The organism is Nonlabens tegetincola (assembly GCF_002117085.1).
Classification (GTDB): Bacteria; Bacteroidota; Bacteroidia; order Flavobacteriales; family Flavobacteriaceae; genus Nonlabens; species Nonlabens tegetincola.
Window position 1 is genome coordinate 204474 of record NZ_CP019342.1, and the last position, 15880, is coordinate 220353.

The following is a 15880-nucleotide window of genomic DNA, read 5'->3' on the forward strand; positions in this document are numbered from 1 at the left end:
TTTTTTGGTATTTATTAAAGGTAGTTCCCTTATCAATTTTATTATTTTTGATGCCTAAATGTAAAGTTATGAGTTTAGAGAAATCTGTAATGACGGCAATGAAAGATGCCATGAAATCAAAAGATCAAACAGCCCTTGCAGCCTTAAGAGCCGTTAAAAGTGAATTGTTACTAGCAAAAACTTCTGGCGGATCTGATACTCTTTCTGAAGAAGAAGAAATTAAGATCGTTCAAAAACTCGTTAAACAACGTAAAGACAGTGCTAGGATATTTGAAGAACAAGATCGTACAGATTTATCAGAACCAGAACTAGCGCAAGCCAAAGTACTAGAGCAATTTTTACCAGAACAACTAAGTGAAGATGAAATTGCAAAAATTGTACAGCAAGTAATTGATGAAACTGGAGCACAAGGAATGAAAGACATGGGTAAAGTAATGGGTAGGTCTAACCAATTACTAGCTGGTAAAGCCGATGGCCGTACGATAAGTACAATAGTAAAAAGCAAACTAAGTTAAAGCGTTTAGCTAGACTTAAAAACTGGCCACGTAGCTCAGCTGAATAGAGCACTGGATTTCGGCTCCAGCGGTCGTAGGTTTGAATCCTACCGTGGTCACGAATAAACCGAAAAAGGTGAAAAGAAGTTGAGTTTACTCAAATTCCTTTCACCTTTTTCTATTTTCAAAGCAGGGTTTTGTTAGGATGAGCAGCAATCCTATTCAAAAGGTATTTATAGGTACTACGTCTTTATTTAAAAGTCTGTATTTTCTCCTGTCAAGCTCACAATATTCCCACAACCGCGTCTAATAGGTGTGTTTTTTATGGAGTAACCTCGAGTAATTCAAGGTTTAAATAAAAGATAATGCGGTAATTATTATAAGTGACTTATTTACAGTATAGTACTGTTTTGGTGTTAGTAATCCTACCGTGGTCAGGCTAAAGAAAACTATAACAAGATCCTAACAAGGATTATTATTTATTACTAATTCGTCAATTTGTAAGAATAGCTTTCTTGTTTAAACTCACTTAAATGAAGTATATATATTAAAATTGTAACAAGTGTTACATAAGCAAGAGTGACCACATCTTATATTTGTTTAAAATCTGATCCAATTGAAAAAATCTGCCATATACAGTCTGTTATTCTTAAAATGTCCACGTTGTCGGCAAGGTGAATTTTTAGAGTCAAATCCCTATAAAATTTCAAATTATAATAAGGTACGAGAACATTGTCCAAAATGTAATCTTAAATATTCTATAGAACCTAGTTTTTATTACGGTTCCATGTATGTTTCCTATGCAGTTGGGGTTGCGATAGCAGTGGCTATTTACGTTTTATTGTGGTTAGCTGGTTATGGATCAAGTCCATTAATTGCCTTTATAGCAATACTTGTAGGGCTAGTTCTTTTATTCCCATATATAGGAGCTGTTTCAAAATCTATCTGGGCTCATTTTTTCTTTAAGTATGATCGACAGATTGCCAAACAGGTAAAAAATGATTCAAGAACTTAATAAACATTATGGTTCTCAGTTTGAACTTGCTTTAATTGAAGAGATTAATCAAGTAGCTACCTTTATGGAGGTTGATGCAGGTCAGGACCTCATTAAACCTGGGCAGTACATCAAGTCCATGCCATTATTACTAGATGGTAGTATAAAAATATTAAGACCAGATGAAGAAGGTGATGAACTATTGCTTTATCACCTTGAGCGTGGTGACACTTGTGCAATGACAATGACTTGTTGTTTAGGAACCACCAAAAGTGAAATACATGCAGTTACCGAGACTTCTGTAAAACTGCTTATGATTCCAGTAGGTAAAATGGAAGAATGGTCTCGCAAGTATAGAACCTGGCGCAACTTTGTTATGAATAGTTACCATGAAAGATTAATGGAGATGCTAGAAAGTATCGATAACATCGCCTTTAACAATATGGATGAGCGATTAGAAAACTATTTGCTAGACAAGGTTAAAATACTCAATAGTAAACATATCCACATTACTCACAAAGAAATCGCGGCCGATTTACATACCAGTCGTGTTGTTATCTCTAGATTACTTAAAAAAATGGAGAATAATTCACAGATAAAACTTCATCGCAGCTTTATTGAAATGCTGTAAAAAAGAGAACCAAATTTCAATTAATTCTCACTCCTGTAACAAGGGTTACATAAATACCTAATTACCCATTTTACTTTTGATTTCAAAATCAATACACTATGGAGTTAATGGATGTTTTAGGCTATGTAGGCGCTTTATTAATTGGTCTAGTTTTGGGGCTTATTGGTGGTGGTGGCTCCATTCTTACTGTTCCCATTTTAGTATATGCATTATCCCTTAATCCTGTAGTTGCAACGGCCTATTCATTATTTGTCGTAGGTACTACTGCCCTTGTAGGTGCTGTAAGAAACATTTTCAAAGGAATGGTAGATTTTAAAACAGCGATAATATTTGCCATACCTGCATTTATTGCGGTCTACCTTACACGAGCTTATTTAATACCAGCTATTCCCGTACAGTTATTTAGTGTGGGAACATTTATCGTTTCTAAAAATCTTGCGATAATGCTGTTTTTTGCCATAATAATGCTGGTCGCTTCAATTTCAATGATACGTAACAAGCGCAATGAACACCACGACGATAAAGAGGTTTCTTATAACTATCCCTTAATTGTGTTAGAAGGATCTGTCGTTGGAGTACTTACAGGAGTTGTAGGCGCTGGTGGTGGCTTTCTAATTATTCCAGCTTTGGTATTACTGGCCAGATTGCCCATGAAAAAAGCGGTAGCTACCTCTTTATTGATTATTGCTATAAAGTCACTGATTGGTTTTATAGGAGATGTTCAAAACCTAGACATCGATTGGTTATTTTTACTCAGCTTTACTTCAGTTTCCGTAGTAGGAATATTTATTGGGATCTGGCTCAATAAATTCATTGATGGCAAACGATTAAAAACAGCTTTTGGGTGGTTTGTTCTAATCATGGGAATATATATTATTTATAAAGAGGTGTCTATGTAATAAATGTTACCGTTAATGATGAGATGCTTATTTAATTTTAAATCAAATAAGAAATAATTCCGCTTTCGCGAAAGCGTGCTCTTTCAACAAACTGGAATTAGTGAATGATAATTTAAGCAAAGAAAAGATTATGAAAATAGAACAGATTTATACCGGATGTCTAGCGCAAGGAGCCTATTATATTGAAAGTAATGGTGAGGTAGCTATTATTGATCCATTACGAGAGGTTCAACCCTATATAGATCGTGCAAAAAAGGATGGAGCAACAATAAAATATATTTTTGAAACCCATTTCCATGCTGATTTTGTGAGTGGTCATGTCACACTTTCTCAAAAAACAGGTGCTCCTATCGTTTATGGCCCAAATGCCAATCCAGATTTTGAAGCGATTATCGCCCAAGACAATCAGGAGTTTTCTTTAGGAGAAATAACTTTTGTCGTGTTGCATACTCCAGGACACACTATGGAAAGCACGACTTTTCTTCTAAGAGATAAAAATGGAAAAGATCATGCGATTTTTACCGGTGACACCTTATTTCTAGGCGATGTCGGAAGACCAGACCTAGCACAAAAGGCAGCAAATATGACACAAGAGGAACTTGCTGGAACCTTATATGAAAGTTTGCGTAACAAGATTATGCCACTAGCCGATGATGTCATAGTTTATCCTGCTCATGGTGCAGGAAGTGCTTGTGGTAAAAATATGATGAAGGAAACTGTAGACTCACTAGGTAATCAAAAAGCAGTTAATTATGCTTTGAGATCAGATATGACCAAAGAGGAATTTATTAAAGAGGTGACTGATGGATTGTTACCACCACCAGCTTACTTTCCTCTTAATGTAAAAATGAATAAAGAAGGTTATAAAAATATAGAAGAAGTAATAGCTCAAGGTGAAACATCGCTCACTCCAGATGAATTTGAAGCTGCAGCAAATGAAACAGGTGCATTAATGCTCGATGTTCGACATCAAAGTGAATTTGCTGTTGGGCACATTCCAGGATCGATATTCATAGGGCTTGATGGTAGTTTTGCTCCATGGGTAGGAGACCTTGTTAAAGATGTGCATCAACCTATACTTTTAATCGCCGATGAAGAACGAATTGAAGAAGCAATCACAAGATTATCTCGAGTAGGTTTTGATAACACAATTGGATATTTAAAAGGAAGTTTTGCTGCGTGGAAAAAGGCTAGCAAAGAATACGATACAGTAAGTTCCATACCTGCATCTCAATTTAAAGCTAAGCTTGAAAATGATAAACCTAAAATTTTTGATGTAAGGAAACCAGGTGAATATCAAAGTGAACATGTAATCGATGCACAACACACACCTTTAAGTGAATTAAATAATTATTTATCAGTATTTCCTGATGATAAAACATTTTATATCCATTGTGCAGGTGGATACCGCAGCATGATAGCTGCATCCATTTTAAAGAGTAGAGGAATTCATAATCTAATCGATATTCAAGGTGGCTATAAAGCTATTAAAGAAGCAGGAGTATCGACAACTAATTATGTGTGTCCATCTACATTGAAATAGTTTATAATTTAGGTTGGTTAAGTTGATAAAGCGTCTGGAAACAGACGCTTTTTCTATTTAGAAATAAAGTCGCTTTGTTTAGCAAAAAAGACTTCACACCATATAGGTATTCTTTAGATTTGTAAATTATCGATTCTATATTTTGAAGATATACAACTTACTTTATTTTATTATAGCCTTGTCCAGTAATCTAATCTTTGGACAACAGGAAGTATATCATCACTTCTCTAGAAATGATCAATTACCCGATGCTACTTTTTACGATATTATTGAAGATGATCATTTTAATATATGGCTAGCTGCAGACAGTGGCTTGTATAAATATAACGGCAAACAGTTTATTCTATATACGCATCCAGACCAACATGGTGATGCAGTGTTTAATCTAACCTTGGATCACAAGGGGCGTTTGTGGTTCAACAATATATACGGTCAATTTTTCTATGTTGAAAATGAACAAATGACGCTTTTTTATGATGCTCATGATTTAGTGAAAGGACAACTAGTTCCTTTTACCATCAATGATGATAGTGTAATGCTGTATACGTGGTACAGTGGTACTTATAGAGTTTCTCTAACAGATAAAACGGTTGTAAAGAAAAAGCAAGACTTAGTTTTAAGTATGCGTCGTAATGGTCAAAATATTTGGCATCTTGACATACCTAATGATAAATCAGGTGCAAACAGACATAAGATTGTAAAAGATATCAAGGGTAAATCAACGGTAATTACTCAATTTTATGAAAATGGTATTGTAGCGCCTCAGCTTTTTATAGTTGATGATCGAGTTTTATTGTTGTATAAATTAGGTGGTATAAATAAGCTGTTTGCTATTTATGACAACGGTTCTATGAAGGCTGTCTCACTACCTAAAAACCTTGAGCAAATTTCTATTTACAACATCGTGTCACAGGAAGATCAAAAGTGGTTGTGTACAAGCGATGGCGCATGGTTATTCCAATTGAATGATGCAAAGTTAGAAATACAAAAACATACTTTGGAATCACAATCGGTAACAAATGTTATTAATGATTTCAATAGTAATATTTGGGCTACCACATTGGACAATGGAATCTTTGTTATTCCTAATAAAGATATTAAAAGGCTCTATTTGCCAGGCGAAAAACAAAAAATAAATGCTGCTTGTCAATTGGATGATGGCCGGTTTGTAATAGGGACTAATGATGGTGTCTTGTATATATATAATTCCGATTTACAGATTTCTAGAACTATAAAACTTAATAATCGAGGAGCTGTCAATTATTTATATTTTGATAGTCAAACCTCAAGTTTGCTTGTGAGTACTACCAATAATAGTTCCTACAAATTGAATGTAAGGACATTCCAATTAATCAGGTATGATAATATCTTGAATTCAGCAAAAAGTATACTGCGAGTCAATGATTCTCAAATATTCTATGGTAGTTTTAAGGAAGCCTTGCTATACGACAATTCACTTGAAAGATCTCAGGCAGTGCTTATTAGAAAACAACGAGTTAAGGGTGCAATACTATTATCAGGCGATCGACTACTTATTTCCTTTGTTGATGGTGTTTATGTTTATCATGTGCGTCAAAAAGTATTGAAAGAAATAAAACATGAAGGAGAATCAGTTTTTGCTACCTCTATAGGAATACATGAGAATGATATATGGTTAGGAACTAAGGGAGCGTCGTTTTTATTGTTAAATAGAGAGGATGATAAATTACGCTTTCGCGAAAGCATAACTATTTCAGACTTCAACACTTTAAAAGAGAATTCTTCAAGTTTTGTAAAATTGCAATCAGACGAGAATGATTTATGGATGCTCAATAGTGGAGTCCTTACTTTATATGAGCCTATAAAACGGACCACCCAACAAGTAAACGGTCAGTTGGGTATCAATGATTTAATAACGGATTTTATAATAGGTGATGAGGTTCTAACTGCTTTTTCTAGTAGATCTATTTATCAAATTCCTAAGGATGTTTTAAAAAGTAATTTTAAAACAGCACCTATTACTATTACTGAAGTTACCGTTAACGAAACTACTAGAAGCTTAACAGCATTATCAAAACTAGATCATGATGAGAACAATATAAATTTCACATTCAATTCCAATGGCTTTAAGGCTAGTGAATATGTTGAATACCAATATCAAATAAACAATGAAGAAGGCTCATGGCGTCGTGTGCCTTATGGAACAACTCAATTACAATTTGCTAGTTTATCACCGGGAGATTACTCCTTTAAATTGCGAGGAAAAAATAATCGATCGACTGGATATAAGTACTTAAAACCAGTGAGATTCACTATCCTTCCACCTTTCTGGCAATCGTATTGGTTTTATGCCCTTATTGTCTTATTAATCATAGTGCTTACTTATTTGATTTTTAAACGTCAACAAGAAAAAAAGAATAAAAAACGAATTCAGGAAATGGATAAGCTGCTTATGGAGAAAAAAATAGCAAGCCTTAAATTAGAGAATATACGTTCTCAAATGAATCCACATTTTGTTTTTAATTCGCTCAATAGCATTCAAGATTTTATAGTCTCTAATGAACGGGAACTAGCCAGTGATTATCTTGTTAAATTTAGTAGGCTTATAAGAAAGTACCTAGATTATAGTCAGCAAGATGAAATTACTTTGGGACAGGAGATAGCTGCGCTCAAACTCTATTTAGAATTAGAGAAAATGCGATTTGACGATGAGCTTGATTATTCTATTAAAATAGATGATACTTTAAATATTGAGCATATAATGATACCATCATTACTGGTTCAACCTTATGTAGAAAACGCTTTGAAGCATGGTCTTATGCATAAACCTAATAATCGTAAGTTAATGATCGACTGCGGCGTTATAGAAAATAAGAAAATCCTAAGCATCAAAATTGAAGACAATGGTATAGGCAGGCAACAGTCTGCATTGCTTAATAGGAATAGGGGAAGATCACATACATCGTTTTCTACCGCTGTAAATAACGAAAGAGCCTCACTTTACAAGGAGCAATTTAATAAACCGGTAGATATTGTAATTGAGGATTTAGTAAATGACGGACAAGCTTCAGGTACTAGAGTGACCATTACTTTACCTTTAAATTAGATTATATGCAAGCTATAATAATTGACGACGAAAAACGTGCTAGGCATTTATTGACTACGTTAATACGAGATCATATCAATGAGATCCATGTCGTTACCGAGGCCTCAAACCTTAAAGATGGAGTGACAGCTATAAAAGAATTGAAGCCGGATATTGTTTTTCTAGATATAGAAATGCCAGGCGAGACGGGTCTGGAAATCATGAATTATTTCAAAGACGATGAGATAGCCTTTCAAATCATTTTTGTTACTGCTTATAACCAGTATGCCGTTGATGCCTTTCGTATGAATGCGATAGATTATCTATTAAAACCTATAGATATTGATGAATTGAAGTCCGCTTTCGCGAAAGCGAAACAACAACAATCCTCACAACAAATAAGTGAGCAAATAGAACGTTTAAGACAGTCTGTTCAACAGTTGTCAATGGATAAAATAGTAATGGAAATCCCACGAGGATATCTTTTTACCTCTCATAACGATATCATCTATTTAGAGGCAGATGGCATGTATACTAATGTGTATATGATTAATGGTAAACGTAATGTTATTTGTAAGCCATTAAAGCATTTTGTTGAACAATTAGAAGGCAATAAATTGTTTTTTAAATGTCATAGGTCCTATATGATAAATTTAAAGCACATCAGTGAACTTGTCAAGCATGATGGAGATTACATAGTCATGGATGATAAAAAACAAATACCTATTTCTCGTTCAAAAAGAGACCAGTTTTTAACAGCGATACAAGAAACCTTTTTGTAAGAACCGTTTAGAAAAAAACTAAACGGTTACAGAAAAGTAGAGATGAACTAGCTGTTTTTACCTTGTTCATTTGCAGTATTAATAAATCAATCCTGCAAAATGAAAAAACAATTACTCATTTTATTATTTAGTGCTTTTGCTTTCTCAAATTTTATAAAGGCACAAAACGTTTCTATTCCTGATCCATCTTTTAAAAGCTATTTAGTTAACAATACTACTATTAATACGAATAGCGATTCTGAAATATCTGTGGCAGAAGCAGCAGCTTACACAGGCGGTATTTTTGTTCAAAATCAAAGCATAAGTGATTTAACAGGTATTGAAGCCTTCACAAACATTACAAGATTAGATTGTTATAACAATTCTATTTCTACACTTGACCTGTCAAATAATACCTCGATTACACACTTACAATGCGAGAATAATAATCTTACCACTTTAATTGTTCCAGCAACAGTAAGACATCTTCAAGCCGAGAACAATGATATCCTAGAATTAGATGTGTCAAATACCACCAATTTAAATTTACTACATGTATATGATAATAATTTATCAGTACTAAATGTTGCTAATAACAATAATGCAGTTCTTTCTCAATTTGAGTGTGATGGAAATCCAAACTTAAGATGTATTCAATTACAACAAAACTTTTCACCATCAACCGGTCAATTAACTGTATGGCAAAAAGATGCTACTGCAACTTATACTGATGAAGACTGCACCGAGGCGATTTGGTATGTTGATGAGTTAGCAACGGGAAGTCAAAACGGTGATTCATGGGCAACTGCTACTACACTAGAAGATGCCATTACATTTGCAGACTGGGGCGACAAGATTTTTGTAAAAAAAGGAACTTACATTGTTCCTAGTACGACGACTGCTTTACTTATAAATACAAACGAATTAAAAATTTATGGAGGTTTTGATGGAACTGAAGTTAATGAGACTCAAAGAGATCTGTCACTTATCAAAACCACTAATGCTACTGTTATTTCAGGTGACTTATTAGAAAATGATATACCAGGTGACCTGGTTACTAACCGATCCGAAAATGCTGATGTACTTATTGATCTAGCTGCAAACGACGTGGTGATTGATGGTTTTATTTTAAGTGGTGGTGATTCCACAGGAGGCAATCCAGTCATTAAACCTTTAAATCACTTGAGGAACTTTACATTAAGAAACTCGATGATTAAAGACAACCTGTCTTCAGGATTACTTTTAGATTGGAGGTTGTTTTCGGGTCAACTTCTTTTAGAAAACCTACACGTTGTAAATAATGAATCTACTAATAATGGTTTGTGGCTTATACAGCACAATGACACAAACCTAGATGAGTTAAATAACAAAATGATTAATCTCGTCTTTGCAGATAATGAGTATAATGCAGATTTTAGTGGTATCTGGTTAAGAAGAGGTACAAGTGCAAATGGTACACGTCTCTTTGAAACTGAAATAATCAACTGTAGTTTTATCAATAACACAAACAATCATTCTACAGCCATGCAAGATGGTGGACATACGATAACTATAAGTGGTCGTGTAGAAAATCAAGTGAGAATTGCAAATACTTTCTTTTATCAAAACAGAATAGGAAGTAACAATAATTTTTCAGTCATCGACATTAAAAATGTGAAACAAAATGAAGGTACCACTCACACTACAGATATCATTAATTCGGCACTTAATACAGATGCATCTATCCGTAATGTAAATTACACAGGTGTAAATGTAACTAATGTTGATTCTAGCACAATAGATATGTTTCTAGATGCAAATTATCGACCTACTGCACAATCTACATTGTTAATTGATCTTGGAGATAATATCGAATATAATAATGCAACTTCCTCTTCAATAGGAGCATATGGGTTATCTCGTCTAGTAGGAGGAACAATTGATATAGGAGCCCTAGAATTTGATGCTACTTTAAGAACACAAGATACAGATAAGGTAGTTGACTTCGTTATTTTCCCTAATCCAGCCATCGATTATGTTACTTTATCTAGTAATAATACTATCGAGGATATCAAAATATACGACGTTACAGGAAAACAAGTTAAAACAGTGATAAGCAATCAACCGAATACTATTGATGTTAGCTTTCTGCCACAAGGCTTATATGTGGTTAAATGTACGGTAGGTGATACCCACGTAACTAAGAAATTAATAGTGAAATAATTTTTGATTGAAATTGAAAAAAGCGCCTTTTCTATGGGCGCTTTTTTTATTTCTTACATTAAAATATCATTCAGATAATAGTTGATAGGCTCCTGTTGATTTTATATACAAAATGACGGGTTCACTAGATTCATTCATAATTATATGCGAGGCATTATCTGTTGAACCAAAGTAACTACCAGGATCCAGTTCTTTTGATTTGCTAGCTTTATAAGTTAAATTTCCACCTATCACGATAGCTCTAAACTCTTTGCTACTAGCCTCAAAGGTTCCAGAAAAACCGCTAGGAAGCTTTACTAAAGCACCGCAAGAATCGTTACTATTAGGTTGTCCCCATAGAAAGGCTATTTCTGGTTTATTCTTTGATTTATCGTTTGTATTTAGATTGGTCCATTGAAGATCAAAAGCTTCTATCCAAACTAGGTTCGATTTATGAATGTTTATAGGTTTTTCTTCATTTTCAAAGGCTTGATCTTCTGGCTTAACTAAGTATGGTCCACTATCAATTTCTACATAAGCCATGTTTTCACTAGCGTTTGCTGCTGTAATGTGACCTTCGCCAGCAGGTTGTGTCCAAAAGGATCCTTGTGGCATCCACATGCTTTTGGCATTAGGGTCATCATTATGTAAGGAACCTTTGATCACAATTCCTCGATAGGTTATATTATGAATGTGAGGTGGTGATGAAAAACCTTCTTTAAATTTAACCAGGAATCCAGAGGCTTGATTTTCCTTGCGATTTCCCCATAAATCACCAGCCTGTGGACTAGCATCACCTCGAGCAGCATTTAAAGGACTCCAGTTTACCTGCGAACTCAAAACAACTTCAGTATTTTGATTATTAGTAGTGCTTGTTACTTTTTCTTCTTTATTTTGAGTATTGCATCCCGTAAGAATCAGGACACAAGCTGCGAATATCATTGTTCTTTTTATCATAACTTGTTTTTTAAAAGTTTTTGGGTAAGATTGTGAAGTTGATTTAATTTTTCGTGGTTATAAGCGTCGTCGTTAGCATGAGAAAAATCACCTTTATCGTTATCAAAATAGGACCCTGATGATTCATTGAAACGTTCTGATGTTGCAAGCTGAGTTAATATATCAGCTCCTTTACTGGCATCGGACCAGTGATTGCCAAAAGCTTCTTTAACCATCTTAGTATTTAATAAGGAACCTGGATTTACAGCGATTACATTAAGTTCAGGTTGTTCTTTGGCAAGCTGGAAACTCCACATCGTAAGAGCTAATTTGCTTTGGGCATAGGCACCACTTTCCGAAACCGTTTCTTTTCCCAGAAAAAATTCAGGCGAAATACTAGATTGTGCAGCAGAACTTAAGTTTATAATCCTAGCAGAACCGGATTTCTTAAGCAAGGGCAATAGTTTAGTAGTTAATAAATAGGGAGCTAGATAATTAACAGCGATTCTAATATCGATTCCATTTTTAGTAGTTGCTACAGGTGAATTGTAAACACCTGCATTATTAATCAAAACATCTAATTTGATTGTTTTTGAAGCTATCTGATTAACAAAGTCGTCAATACTTTGTAATTGTGAAAGATCACAAGTAAAACCATAAATAGTATTGCTCTCCGTTAATTTTGTAATTGCCTCTACAACTTTACTAACCTTTTCACGATTACGGCCATGAATAAGAATGGTATGTCCGTCCTTAGCCAAATCAATAGCGGCTAATTTTCCTATTCCATCTGTGCTACCGGTAATTAGAATGGTTTTCATAGTGTTTTTAATTAACTATACTTTTTATAGTCACAAAACTAAATATAGTTTTATACCTTTGCAATAACGGTCAATTTAGATAGTAACAAAATGACAAATGAGCAGCCTAAAAAATTAACATTCAATGGTAAGGAATATCCTTGTTGTGCTAGTTTAACAATGGGTGTAATAGGAGGAAAGTGGAAGACGGTTATTCTTTATCATTTAATGAATAATACGTTGAGGTATAGTGAGTTGCGTAAGATGATGCCACAAGTTACTGAGCGTACGTTAAGTCTTCAGCTTAAAGCTCTTGAAGAGGATGGAATTGTAAGTCGTAAGGTATTTACTACAAAACCACCTTTAAAAGTAGAATATACTTTAACGGAATTTGGTAAAACTTTAATACCTCTTGTTCAATCAATTGCAGATTGGGGTGACTATGCTGTTGCCCAAAAAAGCTGATCCATAATCTTATCTCGTTATCTCTTTAAATTAGAGTCCTAAGAGTTAAGTAAGCTTGAAGTTTTTCGCTTTCGCGAAAGCGAAATTTTAAAATTCCTTGTCAAAAAAATAAAAAAAAAAACTCGTTATAAACCGCTAAAGTTCATAACGAGTTTGATAAGATTCTACTTTATTACTGTTTTTGTTGAGTAGGGTATATATATACATCGTTCACATTTACGTGATCTGGTGTAGCAGCAGCATAAGCAACTGCTTGGGCAATATCATTAGCTTGTAATGGTGTCATATCACTCATATTGCCTAATTGTTCCTTAATGTCCTCATCAGTAATCGTATCTTGTAATTCGGTACTTACAAAACCTGGTTCGATGAGAGTTACATTAATCCCATATTCTGGAGCAATTTCTTGTCGTAACCCTTCTGAAAACATAGTAACAGCCGCTTTAGTAGCACAATAAACCGCACCACCTGGGAAATATTTACGACCTGCACTGGATGAAACATTAATAATGTGTCCGCTTTTCTGTTCCTGCATGATAGGTAAAGTTGCTGCGACTCCGTTAAGAACTCCCTTAAGATTAACGTCGACCATTTTTTCCCATTCATCAGTCTTTAATTTTTCTACATATGATAGAGGCATTAATCCTGCATTATTGAACAGAATATCTATCGAATTAAAATGCTCTTGAGTATTCTCAATCACGGTATTCCAATCTTCCTTATTAGTAACATCGGCAGTTACTACCAAAGCATTTCCTCCTGATTGAGTGATTTCATCTTTTAATTCCTCTAGTTTTTCAGTACGTCGTGCACATAGTACGACGTTAACTCCTTGTGCTGCTAGTTTTTTTGCGGTTGCTTCACCTATACCACTAGATGCACCGGTAATTATTGCTGTTTTTCCTTGTAAATCCATTTTGTTTTTTGTTTTTGATTTAAAATTTTAAATGTAGGTTTTGATCAGTTATGCAAAAGGTGTATAATCCCTAGGCTCGTGCTGTACTGATATCCATTGAACTCTGGTGAACTCTTCAATGATAAAATCTCCATTGAACCTTCCAATACCGGAACCTTTTTCACCTCCAAAAGGGACATTAGATTCATCATTCACAGTTTGATCATTAATATGAATCATTCCAGTAATCACTTTACTGGCAAATTGAAGTCCTTTTTCGACATCCTTTGTATGTACAGCACCACTTAAACCAAAGTCTTGACTATTTGCGATAGTTAATGCTTCATCGTTAGACTTAAATCTAATGATAGGAGCTACTGGACCAAATATTTCATTGGCAGCGATAGGCATATCATCAGTTACGTGGTCTAGAACAGTTGGATGCATGAGAGCACCATCGCTTTTACCTTCAAGAACAACCTTGGCACCTGCATCAATACTCTTTTGAAGATCTTCATTTATACGTTCCACTTGTTTTGAATCAATCAAAGGTCCTATGGTAACTTCCTTATCTTGAGGATTACCAACTTTTAATTTTTTAGTTCCTTCGACAAATTTCTCGACAAACTCGTCGGCTATACTTTCATGGACAACAATCCTGTTGATTGACATACAAATTTGTCCTTGGTGCATGAATTTACCATATAAAGCTGCCTTTACTGCTTGATCTACATCAGCGTCCTCCATAGCAACAAATACATTGTTACCACCTAATTCAAGCGCCATGCGTTTTAATTTTTGTCCGGCTAGTTTTCCTATGTTTCTACCTACTGGAGTAGAACCTGTAAAGGAGATAAGTTTTGGAATCTCGTGTTCTACAAAGTAATCGCCAATATCTGACCCTTTACCTACAACGGCATTACAAACACCTTTAGGTAAACCGGCAATTTCAAATAATTTAGCTATAGCAAGAGCTCCTGTAATGGGAGTTTGTGATGCTGGTTTCAATACTACTGTATTTCCTAACGCTATTGCAGTCACCACGGAACGTATAGATAAGTTGAGTGGAAAGTTCCAAGGACTAATAATTCCCATCACGCCCAGTGGTCTGCGATAAACTCTGTTTTCTTTGTGAGGTACTCTAGAATTAGTGATGTATCCATGCATACGGCTAGGAAATGAAGCAGCTTCCTTAATGATCCCTAGGCTTATCTGGATTTCTGCTTCTGCTTTAACTCTTGAACTACCTGCCTCTTTGATTAACCACTCGATAAGTTCTTCCTTATTGTCAACGATAGCATCATGAAAGTTATTTACTATTTCTGCACGTTTTTGAGGCATCTCTTTTCCCCATGACTCCGCAGCTTTCTCTGCCGTTTTATAAGCTTTATCTACATCTTCTTGAGAAGCTCCTTTAATGGATAGTAGTTTTTCTTGATTAAAAGGATTCTTATCCTCTATAATTGTTTCGCTACTTCCTTCTGTCCATTGACCATTTATATATTGTTTGTCAACGCCTTCTAATATTGCCATAATCTTTATTTTTTCTTTCGTTTTCTTTTAAAATTACAGGCATTAGTAGCTTACTGCTCCTAAAGAACTCCTAATCTTGAAATTCACAGAATCGCTTTTGTAACATGATCTTTAACATTTAAGGTACTCGTTAGATACAGCTATCACAGGATGTTGAACCTATAAGATGTTAAAATCTTGTCGTGTTTAAGACGACAAATGGTCTTAAAAAGCACCATTAAACTTTAACTTATGTCTTTGATTATTAGTTCGTAAGGTTTAAAGGTTTCTTAAGGCAATGAAAATTATCTCTTAAGGTTTGGTGGTTTAGATTCTATTATCGTAATATTGCAATGTAACAATAAGGATATGGGTTTAGCTAAAACTGAAATATTTACCGATGAGCAAAATGCGATTTCCGCTTTCGCGAAAGCGTTCTCCCATCCAGCTCGTGTAGCTATCCTACAACACTTGTATAAAACTAATACTTGTGTTTGTGGAGATTTAGTAAATGAAATAGGTCTAGCACAGCCTACCATTTCACAACACCTAAAGGAACTTAAGCAATTAGGTTTGATTCAAGGTACGGTTGAAGGTACAAGTGTTTGCTATTGTATAAATGTTGAGAACTGGCAATCCATGAAGAGCATCATGTTCCAATTCCTTAATCAAGATGTAGCAGAAAACTCATCTTGTTGTTAAAAA

The 15880-nt window shown here is 34.7% G+C and carries 14 protein-coding genes and 1 tRNA gene; 11 read left to right on the forward strand and 4 right to left on the reverse strand.

The features are described 5' to 3' along the window. Positions 1-68: 68 nt before the first annotated feature. The 9 genes from BST91_RS01045 (at position 69) to BST91_RS01085 (ending at position 10588) form a co-directional block, all read left to right on the forward strand. Positions 69-515, forward strand: coding sequence for a GatB/YqeY domain-containing protein (locus BST91_RS01045; protein WP_060523132.1), 447 nt, complete (start codon positions 69-71; stop codon positions 513-515). Positions 516-539: 24 nt separating this feature from the next. Then, positions 540-613: transfer RNA gene (locus BST91_RS01050), tRNA-Arg, on the forward strand. Between the two features lie 497 nt (positions 614-1110). Then, positions 1111-1509 carry a DUF983 domain-containing protein gene (locus tag BST91_RS01055; protein WP_235784008.1) on the forward strand — a complete coding sequence of 133 codons (399 nt, stop codon included), beginning with the start codon at positions 1111-1113 and terminating at the stop codon, positions 1507-1509. Then, complete coding sequence (locus BST91_RS01060; RefSeq protein WP_085774161.1) at positions 1493-2119, forward strand: Crp/Fnr family transcriptional regulator; 627 nt, start codon at positions 1493-1495, stop codon at positions 2117-2119. Before BST91_RS01055 ends, BST91_RS01060 begins: the two co-directional genes overlap by 17 nt. Before the next feature lie 98 nt (positions 2120-2217). Further along, positions 2218-3018, forward strand: coding sequence for a sulfite exporter TauE/SafE family protein (locus tag BST91_RS01065; protein WP_085774162.1), 801 nt, complete (start codon positions 2218-2220; stop codon positions 3016-3018). Positions 3019-3148: 130 nt separating this feature from the next. Further along, positions 3149-4561, forward strand: a complete 1413-nt coding sequence (locus BST91_RS01070) for an MBL fold metallo-hydrolase (protein ID WP_085775654.1) — start codon at positions 3149-3151, stop codon at positions 4559-4561. A gap of 142 nt (positions 4562-4703) precedes the next feature. Beyond that, positions 4704-7646: a sensor histidine kinase gene (locus BST91_RS01075; protein ID WP_157546864.1), complete on the forward strand. Its 2943-nt coding sequence runs from the start codon at positions 4704-4706 to the stop codon at positions 7644-7646. Positions 7647-7651: 5 nt separating this feature from the next. Then, positions 7652-8407 (forward strand): LytR/AlgR family response regulator transcription factor, encoded by a 756-nt coding sequence (locus tag BST91_RS01080; protein WP_085774164.1) that lies wholly within the window; start codon positions 7652-7654, stop codon positions 8405-8407. Between the two features lie 99 nt (positions 8408-8506). Further along, entirely contained in the window at positions 8507-10588 is a 2082-nt protein-coding gene (locus BST91_RS01085; protein WP_085774165.1) for a T9SS type A sorting domain-containing protein, read from the forward strand. Between the two features lie 66 nt (positions 10589-10654). Here the strand turns inward: BST91_RS01085 and BST91_RS01090 are convergent, their stop codons facing one another. Both BST91_RS01090 and BST91_RS01095 read right to left on the reverse strand, forming a co-directional pair. After that, the gene (locus BST91_RS01090; RefSeq protein WP_085774166.1) at positions 10655-11524 is read right to left on the reverse strand and encodes a DUF4437 domain-containing protein; all 870 of its coding nucleotides are present in this window, start codon (positions 11522-11524) and stop codon (positions 10655-10657) included. Next, positions 11521-12324 (reverse strand): SDR family NAD(P)-dependent oxidoreductase, encoded by an 804-nt coding sequence (locus BST91_RS01095; RefSeq protein ID WP_085774167.1) that lies wholly within the window; start codon positions 12322-12324, stop codon positions 11521-11523. Before BST91_RS01095 ends, BST91_RS01090 begins: the two co-directional genes overlap by 4 nt. A gap of 90 nt (positions 12325-12414) precedes the next feature. Here BST91_RS01095 and BST91_RS01100 point away from each other — a divergent pair, with 90 nt between their 5' ends. Next, positions 12415-12768, forward strand: coding sequence for a winged helix-turn-helix transcriptional regulator (locus BST91_RS01100; protein WP_085774168.1), 354 nt, complete (start codon positions 12415-12417; stop codon positions 12766-12768). Positions 12769-12940: 172 nt separating this feature from the next. On the opposite strand, the gene BST91_RS01105 is transcribed toward BST91_RS01100, so the two are convergent. Then, entirely contained in the window at positions 12941-13684 is a 744-nt protein-coding gene (locus tag BST91_RS01105) for an SDR family oxidoreductase (protein WP_085774169.1), read from the reverse strand. Positions 13685-13732: 48 nt separating this feature from the next. Then, positions 13733-15196, reverse strand: a complete 1464-nt coding sequence (locus BST91_RS01110; protein ID WP_085774170.1) for an aldehyde dehydrogenase family protein — start codon at positions 15194-15196, stop codon at positions 13733-13735. Between the two features lie 348 nt (positions 15197-15544). On the opposite strand from BST91_RS01110, the gene BST91_RS01115 reads away from it, so the two are divergent. After that, on the forward strand, positions 15545-15877 hold the full coding sequence (locus BST91_RS01115; protein WP_085774171.1) for an ArsR/SmtB family transcription factor: 333 nt from the start codon (positions 15545-15547) through the stop codon (positions 15875-15877). The last annotated feature ends 3 nt before the right edge of the window (positions 15878-15880 follow it).

Excerpts from the sequence above, each read along its gene's own strand:
- BST91_RS01045 (WP_060523132.1), top strand. The coding sequence starts at position 69 with ATGAGTTTAGAGAAATCTGTAATGACGGCAATGAAAGATGCCATGAAA.
- BST91_RS01060 (WP_085774161.1), top strand. The coding sequence starts at position 1,493 with ATGATTCAAGAACTTAATAAACATTATGGTTCTCAGTTTGAACTTGCT.
- BST91_RS01065 (WP_085774162.1), top strand. The coding sequence starts at position 2,218 with ATGGAGTTAATGGATGTTTTAGGCTATGTAGGCGCTTTATTAATTGGT.
- BST91_RS01070 (WP_085775654.1), top strand. The coding sequence starts at position 3,149 with ATGAAAATAGAACAGATTTATACCGGATGTCTAGCGCAAGGAGCCTAT.
- BST91_RS01080 (WP_085774164.1), top strand. The coding sequence starts at position 7,652 with ATGCAAGCTATAATAATTGACGACGAAAAACGTGCTAGGCATTTATTG.
- BST91_RS01085 (WP_085774165.1), top strand. The coding sequence starts at position 8,507 with ATGAAAAAACAATTACTCATTTTATTATTTAGTGCTTTTGCTTTCTCA.
- BST91_RS01090 (WP_085774166.1), bottom strand. The coding sequence starts at position 11,524 with ATGATAAAAAGAACAATGATATTCGCAGCTTGTGTCCTGATTCTTACG.
- BST91_RS01095 (WP_085774167.1), bottom strand. The coding sequence starts at position 12,324 with ATGAAAACCATTCTAATTACCGGTAGCACAGATGGAATAGGAAAATTA.
- BST91_RS01100 (WP_085774168.1), top strand. The coding sequence starts at position 12,415 with ATGACAAATGAGCAGCCTAAAAAATTAACATTCAATGGTAAGGAATAT.
- BST91_RS01105 (WP_085774169.1), bottom strand. The coding sequence starts at position 13,684 with ATGGATTTACAAGGAAAAACAGCAATAATTACCGGTGCATCTAGTGGT.
- BST91_RS01110 (WP_085774170.1), bottom strand. The coding sequence starts at position 15,196 with ATGGCAATATTAGAAGGCGTTGACAAACAATATATAAATGGTCAATGG.
- BST91_RS01115 (WP_085774171.1), top strand. The coding sequence starts at position 15,545 with ATGGGTTTAGCTAAAACTGAAATATTTACCGATGAGCAAAATGCGATT.